This window comes from Nonomuraea sp. NPDC051191 (assembly GCF_044455665.1).
Taxonomy (GTDB): Bacteria; Actinomycetota; Actinomycetes; order Streptosporangiales; family Streptosporangiaceae; genus Nonomuraea.
Genome location: NZ_JBITEZ010000002.1, coordinates 80,135 through 93,098, shown reverse-complemented (window position 1 = coordinate 93,098; position 12,964 = coordinate 80,135). Strand labels below are relative to the sequence as shown.

Sequence of the window (12,964 nt, the reverse complement as noted above, 5' to 3'; positions counted from 1 at the left end):
CCCAGTGCGAAGACGCAACGAACCGGGCACGTGTCTAGCGATCAACGCTTGTGCGTCACTTGGATCCGTCCGCAAGCGCAGTTCAGCGACCGGCTGTGCGGCGCTCGCCGGGCCTATCCGGAGTGCGGCCGGTCCAGTGAGGCCCGCAGGCGGGCCATCTCCTCCGCGATCGTGGTCACGGTCCAGTGGGCGTTGAGCCCGCTCGGGTTCGGCAGCACCCACACGCGGGCCTCGCCGACCTGCTCGGGCTGGGGTCCGATGACCGCCTTGCGCCGCTCGAAGGCCGTCCGGTACGCCGAGATGCCCAGGACGGCCAGCACCCGCGGCCCCGATTCCGCCACCTTCTCCGCCAGCGCCCGGCCACCCTCCATCAGTTCGTCCCTGCTCAACTCCGACGCCTTGGCACTGGCCCGGGGGACGATGTTCGTGATGCCCAGCCCGTACGAGGGGAGCAGGTGCTGCTCGGCGGGGGCCAGCAGGCGCGGCGTGAAGCCGGACAGGTGCAGCGCGGGCCAGAACCTGTTGCCCGGCCGGGCGAAGTGGTGGCCGGTGGCCTCGGACATCAGGCCGGGGTTGATGCCGCAGAAGAGCACGTTCAGGCGGGGGCCGAGCACGTCGACAAGCACGTGCCGGAGGTTAGTCCACTCCGCGGCGTGGTCAGCCCATCTCTTCGAGTCTGCGGCCCTTGGTCTCCTTGACCCATTTGGTGACGAAGAGGAATGACAGCAGGGCGAACAGGGCGTACATGGCGTAGGTGAGCGGCAGGTTCCACTCCGACAGCGCCGGGAACGAGACCGTGATCAGCCAGTTGGCGATCCACTGCGCGGCCGCGGCGACGCCGAGGGCGGCGGCGCGGATCCGGTTGGGGAACATCTCGCCGAGCAGGACCCAGACCACCACCCCCCACGACAGGGCGAAGAACAGCACGAACACGTTGGCCGCGATGAGCGCGATCGGCCCCTGCGGGCTCGGCAGCGAGACCACGCCGCCGATCTCCCGCGACGCGCTGAACGCCCAGGCCGCCGTGCCCAGCGCGATCGTCATGCCGGCCGAGCCGATCAGCAGCAGCGGCCGGCGCCCGATCCGGTCGACCAGCGCGATGGCGATGAACGTGCCGATGATGTTGATGATCGAGCTGGAGAAGCTGATCAGCAGCGAGTTGCTCTGGTTGATGCCCACCGACTGCCACAACACGGACGAGTAGTAGAAGATCACGTTGATGCCGACGAGCTGCTGGAACGCCGACAGGATGATGCCGATCCAGACGATCGGCAGCAGGCCGAGCGCGCTCCCGCGCAGGTCCTTCAGCCCCGGCACGCGCTCGGTCCGCAGCACGTGCTGGATCTCGGCGATCCGGGCGTCGAGGTCCACGTCGTCACCCTCGACCTCGGCCAGCACCTCGCGGGCCTTCCTCGACCGCCCCGACATGATCAGGTAGCGCGGCGACTCGGGGATGGCGGAGGCGAACAGCAGGTACAGCAGGGCCGGAACGGCACAGGCGCCCAGCATCCACTGCCACGCCTGCAGCCCCCACAGGTGGTTGTTGACGTCGCCGCCCGCGAGCTCGGCGATCAGGTAGTTGACGAGCTGCGAGACCGCGATGCCGAGCACGATGGCGAGCTGCTGGAACGAGCCCAGCCTCCCCCGGTAGGCGGGCGGCGCGACCTCGGCGATGTAGGCCGGACCGAGCACCGAGGCCATGCCGATCGCGAAGCCCGCGATGACCCGCCACAACCCCAGGTCCCAGATCGCGAACGGCAACATCTGCCCGATCGAGCTGACGGTGAACAGGCCCGCGGCCACCTGCATCGACCGGGTACGCCCCCACCGGTCGGCCAGCCCGCCCCCGATCCAGGCCCCGAGCGCGGACCCGAGCAGCGCGATGGCCACGACGAAGCCGATCTGGACCGCGCCCACCTGGAAGTGCCGCTGGATGCCGGTGACCGCGCCGTTGATGACCGAGCTGTCGTATCCGAACAGGAAGCCGCCGATGGCCGCCGCCGCGGTGATGAAGACGACGTGGCCCAGATGCTCCTGATGGGTGTACCGAGTTGCCATACAGGTCCCTTCCCCGTGATCGGGGACCTACCCGGAGATCACCTGTGTAGCGCGGCGCTTACCCAACCTTGCCGCAAACCGGGCATCAGGACCGGGTCAGCCAGAAGACCGCGATCACGACGACCGCCGCCACCAGCGCCAGGGCGTACCCCAGCAGCGCACGCCCGAGCCTGCGCCGGACGTAACCCGGACGGTGACGGTCGGCGGTCATGTCGTCTCCTTGGAGAGGGCCCGGGCGGTCACAGGCGCGGGTCCACCGGCTCGGACTCCAGGGCCAGCACCGCGAAGACCGGCTCGTGCACCCGCCAGCCCGCCTCGCCGTCCGCCAGGCGCGACAACGCCTCCAGGCCGAGGGCGTACTCGCGCAGCGCCAGGGAGCGCTTCTTGCCGAGGAAGCGCCGGCGCAGCACGTCGAGGGACTCGGTGTAGTCGGGCCCGTAGATGATCCGCAGGTACTCCCGGCCGCGTACCTTCACGCCGGGCTGCACCCGGCCGGGCACGTACGTGGCGGGCTTGACCACCATGCCCTCTCCCCCGGCGGCGGTCAGCGACTCCCACCAGGCGGTGGCCGCGTCCCTGGACTCCGGCGAGCCGAGCGTGACGGTCACGTTCCTGGTCGGGGCGATCAGCGGCGAGTCGAGCAGCGCCAGCGTGGACAGGTGCCAGGCGTGCGGCTCCAGCGCCGTGGCCCGTCCCTCGCAGGCCAGGATCTGGAACGGCGCCAGCCTGATCCCGTCGAGCCCGTCGACCGGCCAGCAGTAGCGCGCGTACGCGTCGCGGAACAGGGCGGCGTTGGCGGAGCGGCGCCGGGTGCGGGTCAGCAACCCGCCCACGTCGAGCCCGCGTCCGGCCGCCGCCTCCAGGGCCGTGACGGCCTCGGGCAGCGCGGCCCGCGCGGCGGCGCCGACGGAGGCGTACTGCGACCTGATCAGCTCGCCCGCCTTGGCCGACCAGGGCAGCAGCTCGCAGTCGAGCACGACCCAGTCCGAGCGCAGTTCCTCCCACAGCGGCTCGCAGGCCGCGCGCAGCGCCTCGACCAGCGGCGTCATGTCCCGGAAGAACGGCCGCCCGGTACGCGTGAACACCGCCCCCGCGCTGCCGTCGGCCACGCCGAACCGGGCGGCGGCGACCTCGGGCGTCCTGGCCAGCACGGCGACGGCCCGCGAGCCCATGTGCTTCTCCTCGCACACGACCTCGCTCACCCCCGCCGCGGCGAACTCCTCGAACGCCTCGTGCGGGTGCTCCAGGTAACCGTCGAGCCTGGACGTCTCCGGCGGCGCCATGGTCGGCGGCAGGTAGACCAGCCAGCTCGGGTCGACGGCGAACCGGCTCATGACCTCCAGCGCGGCGGCCGCGTTCTCCTCCAGCACCTTGACCCGGCCGCCGAAGCGGGTCTCGACGTGCCGGGTGCCGATCACGTCGCCGACGTCGAGCATGCCGGGCTCGCGGGCGGGCCCGCCGAGCGGCTTGACCGGCTCGTACCAGACCTGCTCGGCCGGGACCTGGACGATCTCGCGCTCGGGGTAGCGCAGCGCGGTCAGGTGGCCGCCGAAGACGCAGCCGGTGTCCAGGCAGATCGTGTTGTTGACCCACTCCGGGGTGACCGTGGGCGTGTGGCCGTAGACGACCATGGCCCGGCCGCGGTACTCGTCGGCCCACGGGTAGCGGACCGGGAGGCCGTACTCGTCGGTCTCGCCGGTGGTGTCGCCGTACAGGGCGAAGGCGCGTACGCGCTTGGAGGCGCGGCCGTGGTAGGTCTCCTTCAGCCCGGCGTGCGCGACGACGAGCCGGCCGCCGTCCAGGCGGTAGTGGCTGAGCAGGCCGTCCATGAACGTCCTGGCCCGCTCGCCGAACTCGGGCGGCTCGGCGGCGAGCTGGTCCAGCGACTCGCGCAGGCCGTGGGCGACCGTGACCTTGCGGCCGTTCAGCGCGCGCACGAGCTTCTGCTCGTGGTTGCCGGCCACGCAGATGGCGGTGCCCGCCTCGACCATGTCCATGACCAGGCGCAGCACGCCCGGCGTGTCGGGCCCGCGGTCGACCAGGTCGCCGACGAAGACGGCGGTACGGCCCTCGGGGTGGGCCAGGCCCTGCCAGCCCAGCTTCCGCAGCAGCGTCTCCAGCTCCGAGCGGCAGCCGTGCACGTCGCCGATGATGTCGAACGGGCCGGTCAGCTCGGTCCGGTCCGACCACGCCTTCTCGTACGTGATCTCGGCGTTGTCGATCTCCTTCAGGCCGCGCAGCACGTGCACCCGCCGGAAGCCGTCGGCGGAGATCTTGGACAGCGAGCGGCGCAGCTCCTTGCGCTGGCGGATCACGACGCCGGGGCCGAAGTCGCGGTCGGGACGCGCGGCGTTGCGCTCGACGGCGACCTCCTCCGGCGTGTCCAGCACGATGGCGTCGGCCAGCACGTCGTGCTGTCTGGCCAGCTCGATGAGGCTCTTGCGGGCCGGGTACTGGACGTTGGTGGCGTCCACGACGGTGAACAGGCCCCTGGACAGGCGGACGCCGACGATGTGGTGCAGCAGGTCGAACGCGGCGGGCGTGGCGGCCTGGTCGTTCTCGTCGTCGGACACCAGGCCGCGGCAGAAGTCGGAGGAGATGACCTGCGTGGGCTTGAAGTGGCGGCGCGCGAAGGTGGACTTGCCGCTGCCGGAGACGCCGACGAGCACCACGAGGGACAGCTCAGGAACGCTGATCACGGGTGAAGACTCCCATCTGGGTGGGCGGGCCGACCTCGGGGTCGTCCTCGCCGACGGGTTCGAAGGCGACGTGGTAGCCGTACTGGGCGGCCACCCGGTCGGCCCAGGCGGCGAACTCGGCCCGGGTCCACTCGAAGCGGTGGTCGGGGTGGCGCAGGCCGGTCAGGAACTCGTAACGCACGTTGTGCTCGATGTTGGGCGTGGTGACGAGCACGTGCTCCGGCCGGGCGCGGCCGAACACGACGCGTTCGAGCGCGGCCAGCCGCGGCGGGTCGACGTGCTCGACGACCTCCATGAGCACGGCGGCGTCGTAGCCGGCCAGCCGCTTGTCGGTGTACGTCAGCGCGCCCTGGAACAGGGTGAGCCGGGCCCGCTTGGCGTCGGGCATGCGGTCCAGGCGCAGCTTGCGGGCGGCGATGGTGAGCGCGATGGAGGAGACGTCCATGCCGGCGACGCGGGCGAACCTGGGCCTGGCCAGCAGCGCGGCGACCAGCTCGCCCTGCCCGCAGCCCAGGTCGATCACGCTCGTCGCGCCGAGCTCTTCGAGCCTGCGCAGCACGGCCTCGCGCCGCAGCGTGTTGAGCGGCCGCGCCTTCGGCTCCGGCCGCCCTCCGGGCGCGGCCTCCCCTTCGGGCCCGGCTTCCGGAGCGTCGGCGGCGGCGCCAGTGTCGGAAGCGGCAGGGTCGGAAGCGGCAGGGTCGGAAGCAGCGGGGTCGGAAGCAGCGGGGTCGGAAGCGGCAGGGTCGGAAGCGGCAGGGTCGGAAGCGGCAGGGTCGGAAGCGGCGGGGTCGGCGGTGAAGGCGGCGGCGGCCTCGTCGGCGGCCGTCTCCTCGGCGGGGGCCTCCTCGGCGAGCGCCGGCTCCAGCTCCTCCTCGGTCTCGTCGCCCAGCTCGGCCAGCCTGGCCAGCGCGGCGCGGGCCAGCGACCAGCGCCGCCCGAAGTAGCGCCGGGTGATCAGGCCGCGCTCAGGATGCTCGCCGAGCCAGCCCGCCCCCGCCTTGACGAGCTTGTCGATCTCGTCGGACGCGATCCAGTAGTGCTTGCCGTCGTCCAGCACGGGGAGCAGCACGTAGAGGTGGTTGAGCGCGTCGGCCAGGAGCACGGTGCCGCTCAAGGTGAGCCGCACGTACCGGGACTCGCCCCACTCGGGGAAGCCCTCGTCCAGCGGCAGCGGCTGCGCCTCCACCGTCCAGCCCAGCGGCTCGAACAGCCGCCGGGCCAGCTCGGGGCCGCCCCGGCAGGGCAGCGCGGGCACCCGGACCTCCAGCGGCAGCGCGGTGCCCGGCAGCTCGGGACGGGCCTTGCAGCGGCCCGCCCGCGCGGTGCGGAAGACGTCGGCGAGCGCGACGGCCAGCAGCGACGAGGCCGCGTACGGGCGGTCGTTGACGTACTGCGACAGGCTGAAGTCGGGCGAGTTGCGGCCGCGCGACCGGACCAGCGCGATCGGGTCGACCTCCAGCAGGAGGGCCGCCGTGCAGCGCTCCTCGCCCGCCTCCGGGTAGAACACCGTGGCCGTGCCGAACGATTGGCCGAACTCCTGCACGCGCTCAGGATGCTTGTGCAGGAGAAAGCCCAGGTCGGTGGCCGGCGTGGCGGTGGTCGTGATCGTCAACAGCACGCCCCAAGTGTGCCGTAGCCGGACGAAGCACCGCCAACGGAATTACACGTGCGGCAACACCTCTGCGGCGATCAGCTCCAGGTGTTCGAGGTCGGCCAGGTCGAGGACCTGGAGGTAGACCCGCTCGGCCCCGAGCTTGGCGAACGCGCCGAGCTTGGCCACCACCTCGTCGGGGGTGCCGCACAGGCCGCCCTCGCGCAGCAGGCCGGGGTCCTGGCCGATGGCGGCGGCGCGCCGCTCGATCTCGGCCTGGTCGGCGCCGACGACGACGGTCTGCGCCGCCGACAGGATCAGGCCGCGGCCCACCGCGTCGGCCGCCTCGCGCACCCGCGCGAACGCCTGCCCGGTGTCGGCCAGGGTGCGGAACGGCACGTTGTACTCGTCGGCGTACTCGGCCGCCAGCCGGGGCGTGCGCTTGGCGCCGAAGCCGCCGATGATCACCGGCGGACGGGGCCGCTGGGCCGGCTTGGGCAGCGCCGGCGAGTCGACCAGCCGGTAGTAGCGGCCCTCGAAGGAGTAGGAGTCCTTCGCCGTCCACAGGCCGGTGACGATCTCCAGCTGCTCCTCGAAGCGGCCGAACCGCTCGCCGAGCGGCGGGAACGGGATGCCGTACGCGGAGTGCTCCCCGTCGAACCAGCCGGTGCCGAAGCCCAGCTCGACCCGGCCGCCGCTCATCTGGTCGACCTGGGCCACGGTGATCGCCAGCGGGCCGGGCAGCCGGAACGTGGCCGGCGTCACCAGCGTGCCGAGCCTGATCGTGGACGTCTCCCTGGCCAGGGCGCCGAGCGTCACCCAGGCGTCGGTCGAGCCGGCGCCGGGGTCGCCGGGGCCGATGCGCTGGTAGTGGTCGGACCGGAAGAAGGCGTCGAACCCCAGGCGTTCCGCGGCCTGGGCGACGGCGAGCAGGTCGTCATAGGTGGCGCCCTGCTGGGGCTCGGTGAAGATCCGCAGCTTCATGAGGCTCATTATCCGCCCACATCGGACGGCGACCGGAAAAGCCCCCCGCCGCCCGGCGAAGGCTTGCTACCTTCACCATCAACCGCTGAAAGTAGCCGATCAATCACGATGGGTGGCATATGTCGCGGAAGGCAAGAGAGTCCGGCACGCTCCCCCGTCCCCTGGCGGTGCTGGCCGCGCTGGTGCTGGCCGGGGCCACGTGCCTGGCGATCCGGATGTTGCCCGCGGGCGCCAGCCCGGCGCCGCCGTCCGCCGCCCCCGCCCGCTTCGCGCCGCCGCGGCCGCCGGTGGCCGTGCGGGAGCCGCCGCGCTCGTTCGTGGGGTTCGTCGACACCGCCCGCGAACCGGAGTTCGACCTGGCCGCCGAGTCGCGCGGCAGCGGCGTCCGCCGGTACGCGCTCGGCCATCTCGTCGCGGGCGGCGACGGCTGCCTCGTCCGGTGGGACGGACCGGGCGGCGATCCGGTGGCCGCCGGGCTCGGGCGGCTGCGGGTGGCGGGCGGCGACGCCTTCCCGGTGTTCGGCGGCCCCGGCGGGCAGGATCCGGCCGCCACCTGCACCAGGCCCGGCGGCCTGGCCACCGCCTACCGCAGGGCGGTCGGCGCGCTCGGGGCCGCCGCGGCGGGCTTCGAGATCCGCGACGCCGCCGACCCGGCCGCCGTGCTGCGCAGGGCGCGGGCGCTGCGCGCCCTGCAAGGGGAACGGCCGCTGCGGGTGAGCTTCACCCTGCGTCTGAAGCCGGACGGGCTGGACGCGGCCGACCTGGCGATGCTGCGCACGACCCGGCGGGAGGGCGCCCGGGTGGACACGGTCGAGCTGCTGGCCGAGATGGAGCCGCGTGGCGGGCCGGAGGGGCGGCTGCGCAGGCTGGGATCGGCCGTGCGGGCGGCGGCCGGTCAGCTCGCGCGGGCCTACGCCCCGTCTGCCAAGGGGCCCGCCGATGAGCCCGCCGATGAGCAGGTGTGGGAGCGGCTGGCCCTGACCCCGGTGCTCTCCAGGGCCGGCGATCTGGACGAGACCGAGGCCCGCAAACTGTCGGACTACGCCGTCCGGCACGGGCTGGCCTGGCTGTCGCTGCGCGGCAAACCTCCCAAACCGGACGTATCCCGAATTCTCTGGCTTACCCACTCCTGACATAGGATTTCGCACAAATCCAGGGGGTGAGGGAGACGGTGGCGAACCGGGCCGAGGGCGCGCGCAAGATCCTCATCTACTGGATGGACGCCATGATCACCCTCCTGGGCGTGGTGTTCGTGACCCTGGTCGTCATCTTCGCGGCGCGGGGCGTCATCACCGTCCCGCGGGCGCTGCTCACGATCGCCTGCCTGGTGGGCCAGTTCACGCTGTTCCCCCTGCTGCTGCGGGCCGCCTTCGACGGCCGGCCGCGGCCCACGGCCAGGCTGCTGCTGTCCGGGGCGTTCGCGGCTGGCTCGGTGCTGCTGCTGCCGCACCAGGAGCTGGCCGACATGAGCACCTGGCTGGAGGCCGGCGTCCTGTGGGTGTCGGTGGCCGCGCTCTACCTGCCGCTGTGGGCCACGGCCTGCCTGGGCGCCGCCGTGACCGGCCTGGTCAGCGCGTACGTCACACTGATCACCGACCGGTCCTGGGTCGGCACGCTGATCACCGAGGTGGTCAGTTGCGTCCTGCTGGTCGCGGCCACGCTGCTGTGGCGCTGGCTCTGGTGGACGATCAGGGACGCCCACGACGGCCAGGAGGCCAAGGCCCGCCTGGCCATCGCGGAGGAACGCCTGCGCTTCGCCCGCGACCTGCACGACCTGCTCGGCCGCAGCCTGTCGGTGATCACGCTGAAGAGCGAGCTGGCGGCCAAGTTGTCGGCCAAGGACCAGGCCAGAGCCCTCGCCGAGATGGACGAGGTGCGCCGGCTGGCCCAGGGCTCGCTGGCCGAGGTGCAACTGGCCGTGGACGGCTACCACACGCTCGACCTGGACGCGGAGCTCGCCGGCGTACGGGCCGCGCTGGAGGCGGTCGGCGCGCGCTGCCTGATCGAGACCAGGGCCGCCGACCTGTCCCCCGCAGGACGCGCGCTGCTGGCGTGGGTCGTGCGCGAGGGCGGCACGAACGTGCTCAAGCACAGCTCGGCCACCACCTGCGCGATCACGATCGACGGCGGCGTGCTGGAGATGCGCAACGACGGCGTCAAGGATCTCCCCGTGGCCCCCGGCAGTGGCCTGCGCGGCCTGTCGGAGCGCCTGACCACGGCGGGCGGCTCGTTCTCGGCCGCCCCGACGCCCACCGGCGAGTTCCTGCTGCGCGCGGCGGTGCCCGCATGAGGCGGCCGACCCGGCTGGACAAGGTCCGCTGGCTGATCGTCTACTCCACCGACATCATCCTGCTGGTCTCCGCGACCGGCTTCTACAACCTGTACATCCTCGCCCAGTCGGTCGACCTGCCCTGGCAGGCGTTCGTGGTCGCCGGGGTGCTGCTGCTGGTCTTCATGGCGCTGGCCACGCGGCCGTTCCGGATCGCCGTGCGCGGCGGCCCGCGTCCGACGGCGCTGCTGGCCGTCTCCGGGGTGCTCGCCCTGGTCCTCTCGGCCTGCACGGTCCTGTACGCCATACCGGTGTGGCTGGCCATGCTCGCCCCCTACGTCCGCCGGCGGACGATCGTCTGGTTGTCCGTCGGCTGGATCGCCGTGCTCGCGCTCGTCCTCGCGCTGACCATGGGCATGCCCATGGAGATGCTGATGGCGGTCGTGGTCCTGGCGATGTTCACCGCGATCGGCGTGGGCGGCGTGCTGGCGAACCTGTGGTTGTGGCGGGTGGCCAAGGAGGCGCACGAAGGGCAGGAGACCAGGGCCAGGCTGGCGGTCTCGGAGGAGCGGCTGCGCTTCGCCCGCGACCTCAACGACCTGCTCGGGCAGAGCCTGGCCGACGTCTCGGCCAGGACCGCCCAGGCCGCCGGGTCGCTGCCGGCCGACCCGGCCGCCGCCGGGCGGACCATGTTCGAGGTGCGCGACCTGGCCAGGCGGTCGCTGCGCGAGGTGCGCGCGGTGGTGCAGAACTACCGGGCGCTCGACCTGGACGAGGTGCTGGCCGGCGTCCGGGCGGTGCTGGAGGCCGCCGAGGTCCGCTGCACGGTACGGGCCGAGACCGCGGCGCTGGCCCCGGAGGCGCGCACCCTGCTCGCCACGGTCGTCCGCGAGGGCGCCACCAACGTGCTCAAGCACAGCAAGGCCGAACGCTGCACGATCACGATCGAGAACGGGGTTCTGGAGATGTCCAACGACGGGGTGAGCGGCCCGGTGGGCGAGCACGCGGCCATCGGGCTGGCGGGCCTGGCCCAGCGGGTCGGCGCGGCGGGCGGCGTGCTGCGGGCCGAGCCGACGGGCGACGGCGGCTACCTGCTGCGCGCGGCGGTGCCGGCATGACCACCCGCGTGCTGCTCGCCGACGACGAGCACCTGATCCGCGGCGCGATCGCCGCCCTGCTCGACCTGGAGGACGGCATCGAGGTCGTGGCGCAGGTGGGCCGGGGCGACGAGGTCGTGGCCGCGGTCGCCGAGCACCGCCCCGACGTGGCCGTGCTGGACATCGAGATGCCCGGCATGGACGGCCTGAGCGCCGCCGAGCACATCAGCGCGCAGTGCAAGATCGTCATCCTGACCAGCCTGGGCCGCCCCGGCTACCTGCGCAGGGCGATGGCCGCCGGCGTGAGCGGATTCCTCGGCAAGGACGCCTCCGCCGAGGAGCTGGCGATGGCGATCCGCAAGGTCATGGCCGGCGGCCGCTACCTGGACGCCGAGCTGGCCGCCGCCGCGATGGCGGCCGGCGACAGCCCGCTGACCGAGCGGGAGCGCGACGCGCTGCGCCTGGCGGGCGACGGAGCGACGATCTCCAGGATCGCCGGCGAGCTCCATCTGACCGAGGGCACCGTGCGCAACTACCTGTCCAGCGCGATGACCAAGCTCAACGCCCAGAACCGGCTGGAGGCGATCCGCACCGCCCAGCGCATGGGCTGGCTCTGACCCTCAGCGCCAGTTGGTGACCCGGCGCAGCACGTACTCCACCGGGCCGTGGCGGTGGGTGCGCAGCCAGCGTCCGCTCGCCCACACCAGCAGGGTGTAGATCACCAGGGCGACGCCCATCACCGCGATCGGCGACAGCCGGCCCGCCAGCGCGAGGCCGTACCCGGTGAAGACCAGGGCGATGAGCAGGGACTGGCCGACGTAGTTGGAGGCGGCCACCCGTCCCGGGGCGGCCAGGACGCGGCCCGCCGCCGGGTACCGGCCGATCACCCGGAGCAGGGTGGCGACGTACGCGGCGGCCAGCAGGATCGAGGTGATCGTGTTGACCGCGCCGCCGACCAGCTCCACCGCGCCGTTCCGACCCGACGTCCAGGCGTACAGGAGGCCGCCGGGCGGGCCGACGCCGAAGCCCACCCACTGGACGCGGGGCAGCAGGTGCGACCAGCGTCCGAGGTCCTCCAGCAGCCTGGACTTGCCGGCCGCGAGCCCGAACAGGAACATGGCCAGCGCGGCCGGCCCCTGGAAGAGCCAGATCATGGTCACCAGCGGCGGGTACAGCTCGGTCTGCATCGTCAGGAAGTCCAGCGGGCCGCCGGTCGCCAGGCCCAGCACGCGGGCCGCCTCGGCCGGATCGGCCGGTACGGGCTGCCCCGCGGCCGGGTCGAGGGTCGACAGCCAGGCGAGCGCCAGCCAGAACAGGGTCAGCACGCCGATGATCGAGGAGCCGGCGATGACGGCCGTCCTGGGCTTCAGCCCGCGCAGGGCCAGCAGGACCACGCCGAGCGCGGCGTACAGGGTGAGGATGTCGCCGATCCACAACAACAGGCCGTGGGCCACGCCGATGACGAACAGGGCCAGGCACCGGCGCAGCGTCCTGGCCCGTACGCTCGCCCCCGCCCGCTCGGCCGCCCGCATCTGGAGCGTGAAGGAGTAGCCGAACAGGAACGAGAAGATGATGTAGAACTTCGTCAGCACGAAGGCGGTGACGGCCAGGGCCACGGGCCCGTCGGGGGCGGGCATGGCGCCCGACAGCGCGTACCCGGGGTCGGCCAGGAAGCCGATGTTCGCGACCAGGATGCCCGCCAGCGCGAAACCGCGTACGGCGTCGATCTCCTGCACGCGCCCGGCGAGGGTGGTGTGCGTCATGCCCCGACGCTAGGGACGCCTCCCCGCGCGGCGCGTCCGTCCTTGGTCTCGCCGGACGCGACCAAAGGCTCGGACCAGAGGCTCAGGAGGGCGGACCGGCCGTGACCGCGGCGGCCACGGCGGCGTCGACGGTCGTGTGGACCGGCAGGTGCGCGTCGACCCCGGTGATCTCCAGCAGCCGGGCGGGAGCACCCTGCGGGGCGGCGAGGTGGACGCGCGCGTCGTGCTCCAGCGCCTCCTGGTGACAGGCGAGCAGGACGTGCAGCCCCGAGCTGTCCATGAACGTCATCGCGCTCAGGTCGAACACCACGTGGTCGCCCGGACGCGCCCTGGCCTGCCGGACGTGTTCCCGTAATCGTGTGTGGTTGGTGGCGTCGACCTCACCGCGCACCTCGATCACGGTCACGCCGGGCAGGTGCCGATGGCTCATCGCGAGCGGTGTCATCGGCGGCCTGTCCGATCCTGAGCGGCCCGTGCCTCCGGAGGCGACCATGGATGCACGA

The 12,964-nt window shown here is 72.8% G+C and carries 12 protein-coding genes; 4 read left to right on the top strand and 8 right to left on the bottom strand.

The window, feature by feature from the left end; translation table 11 throughout:
• Window positions 1-113 precede the first annotated feature (113 nt).
• From mug to ACIA8R_RS05015, 6 genes are all read right to left on the bottom strand, one after another.
• Window positions 114-626 carry a G/U mismatch-specific DNA glycosylase gene (gene mug / locus ACIA8R_RS05040; RefSeq protein ID WP_397036643.1) on the bottom strand — a complete coding sequence of 171 codons (513 nt, stop codon included), beginning with the start codon at window positions 624-626 and terminating at the stop codon, window positions 114-116.
• Between the two features lie 31 nt (window positions 627-657).
• On the bottom strand, window positions 658-2,058 hold the full coding sequence (locus tag ACIA8R_RS05035) for a sugar porter family MFS transporter (protein WP_397036642.1): 1,401 nt from the start codon (window positions 2,056-2,058) through the stop codon (window positions 658-660).
• Window positions 2,059-2,143: 85 nt separating this feature from the next.
• The gene (locus ACIA8R_RS05030; protein WP_364090115.1) at window positions 2,144-2,269 is read right to left on the bottom strand and encodes a hypothetical protein; all 126 of its coding nucleotides are present in this window, start codon (window positions 2,267-2,269) and stop codon (window positions 2,144-2,146) included.
• A 28-nt stretch (window positions 2,270-2,297) separates the two neighbouring features.
• On the bottom strand, window positions 2,298-4,757 hold the full coding sequence (locus ACIA8R_RS05025) for a polynucleotide kinase-phosphatase (RefSeq protein ID WP_397036641.1): 2,460 nt from the start codon (window positions 4,755-4,757) through the stop codon (window positions 2,298-2,300).
• Entirely contained in the window at window positions 4,741-6,375 is a 1,635-nt protein-coding gene (locus ACIA8R_RS05020; protein ID WP_397036639.1) for a 3' terminal RNA ribose 2'-O-methyltransferase Hen1, read from the bottom strand. The genes ACIA8R_RS05025 and ACIA8R_RS05020 overlap by 17 nt, the downstream gene beginning before the upstream one ends.
• 42 nt (window positions 6,376-6,417) lie before the next feature.
• Window positions 6,418-7,332, bottom strand: a complete 915-nt coding sequence (locus ACIA8R_RS05015) for an LLM class F420-dependent oxidoreductase (protein ID WP_364090121.1) — start codon at window positions 7,330-7,332, stop codon at window positions 6,418-6,420.
• A 119-nt stretch (window positions 7,333-7,451) separates the two neighbouring features.
• Here ACIA8R_RS05015 and ACIA8R_RS05010 point away from each other — a divergent pair, with 119 nt between their 5' ends.
• The 4 genes from ACIA8R_RS05010 to ACIA8R_RS04995 are packed head-to-tail and all read left to right on the top strand — an operon-like array spanning window position 7,452 to window position 11,315.
• Entirely contained in the window at window positions 7,452-8,465 is a 1,014-nt protein-coding gene (locus ACIA8R_RS05010; protein ID WP_397036636.1) for a hypothetical protein, read from the top strand.
• Between the two features lie 26 nt (window positions 8,466-8,491).
• Window positions 8,492-9,622: a histidine kinase gene (locus tag ACIA8R_RS05005; protein WP_364090127.1), complete on the top strand. Its 1,131-nt coding sequence runs from the start codon at window positions 8,492-8,494 to the stop codon at window positions 9,620-9,622.
• Window positions 9,619-10,719, top strand: a complete 1,101-nt coding sequence (locus ACIA8R_RS05000) for a sensor histidine kinase (RefSeq protein ID WP_397036634.1) — start codon at window positions 9,619-9,621, stop codon at window positions 10,717-10,719. The genes ACIA8R_RS05005 and ACIA8R_RS05000 overlap by 4 nt, the downstream gene beginning before the upstream one ends.
• Window positions 10,716-11,315: a response regulator transcription factor gene (locus ACIA8R_RS04995; protein WP_357697972.1), complete on the top strand. Its 600-nt coding sequence runs from the start codon at window positions 10,716-10,718 to the stop codon at window positions 11,313-11,315. Before ACIA8R_RS05000 ends, ACIA8R_RS04995 begins: the two co-directional genes overlap by 4 nt.
• A 3-nt stretch (window positions 11,316-11,318) precedes the next feature.
• Here the strand turns inward: ACIA8R_RS04995 and ACIA8R_RS04990 are convergent, their stop codons facing one another.
• Both ACIA8R_RS04990 and ACIA8R_RS04985 read right to left on the bottom strand, forming a co-directional pair.
• Complete coding sequence (locus tag ACIA8R_RS04990; RefSeq protein ID WP_397036632.1) at window positions 11,319-12,461, bottom strand: DUF418 domain-containing protein; 1,143 nt, start codon at window positions 12,459-12,461, stop codon at window positions 11,319-11,321.
• An 82-nt stretch (window positions 12,462-12,543) separates the two neighbouring features.
• Window positions 12,544-12,891: an STAS domain-containing protein gene (locus ACIA8R_RS04985; protein WP_357697969.1), complete on the bottom strand. Its 348-nt coding sequence runs from the start codon at window positions 12,889-12,891 to the stop codon at window positions 12,544-12,546.
• Between the last annotated feature and the right edge of the window lie 73 nt (window positions 12,892-12,964).

Excerpts from the sequence above, each read along its gene's own strand:
- ACIA8R_RS05035 (WP_397036642.1), bottom strand. The coding sequence starts at position 2,058 with ATGGCAACTCGGTACACCCATCAGGAGCATCTGGGCCACGTCGTCTTC.
- ACIA8R_RS05030 (WP_364090115.1), bottom strand. The coding sequence starts at position 2,269 with ATGACCGCCGACCGTCACCGTCCGGGTTACGTCCGGCGCAGGCTCGGG.
- ACIA8R_RS05015 (WP_364090121.1), bottom strand. The coding sequence starts at position 7,332 with ATGAAGCTGCGGATCTTCACCGAGCCCCAGCAGGGCGCCACCTATGAC.
- ACIA8R_RS05010 (WP_397036636.1), top strand. The coding sequence starts at position 7,452 with ATGTCGCGGAAGGCAAGAGAGTCCGGCACGCTCCCCCGTCCCCTGGCG.
- ACIA8R_RS05000 (WP_397036634.1), top strand. The coding sequence starts at position 9,619 with ATGAGGCGGCCGACCCGGCTGGACAAGGTCCGCTGGCTGATCGTCTAC.
- ACIA8R_RS04995 (WP_357697972.1), top strand. The coding sequence starts at position 10,716 with ATGACCACCCGCGTGCTGCTCGCCGACGACGAGCACCTGATCCGCGGC.
- ACIA8R_RS04990 (WP_397036632.1), bottom strand. The coding sequence starts at position 12,461 with ATGACGCACACCACCCTCGCCGGGCGCGTGCAGGAGATCGACGCCGTA.
- ACIA8R_RS04985 (WP_357697969.1), bottom strand. The coding sequence starts at position 12,891 with ATGAGCCATCGGCACCTGCCCGGCGTGACCGTGATCGAGGTGCGCGGT.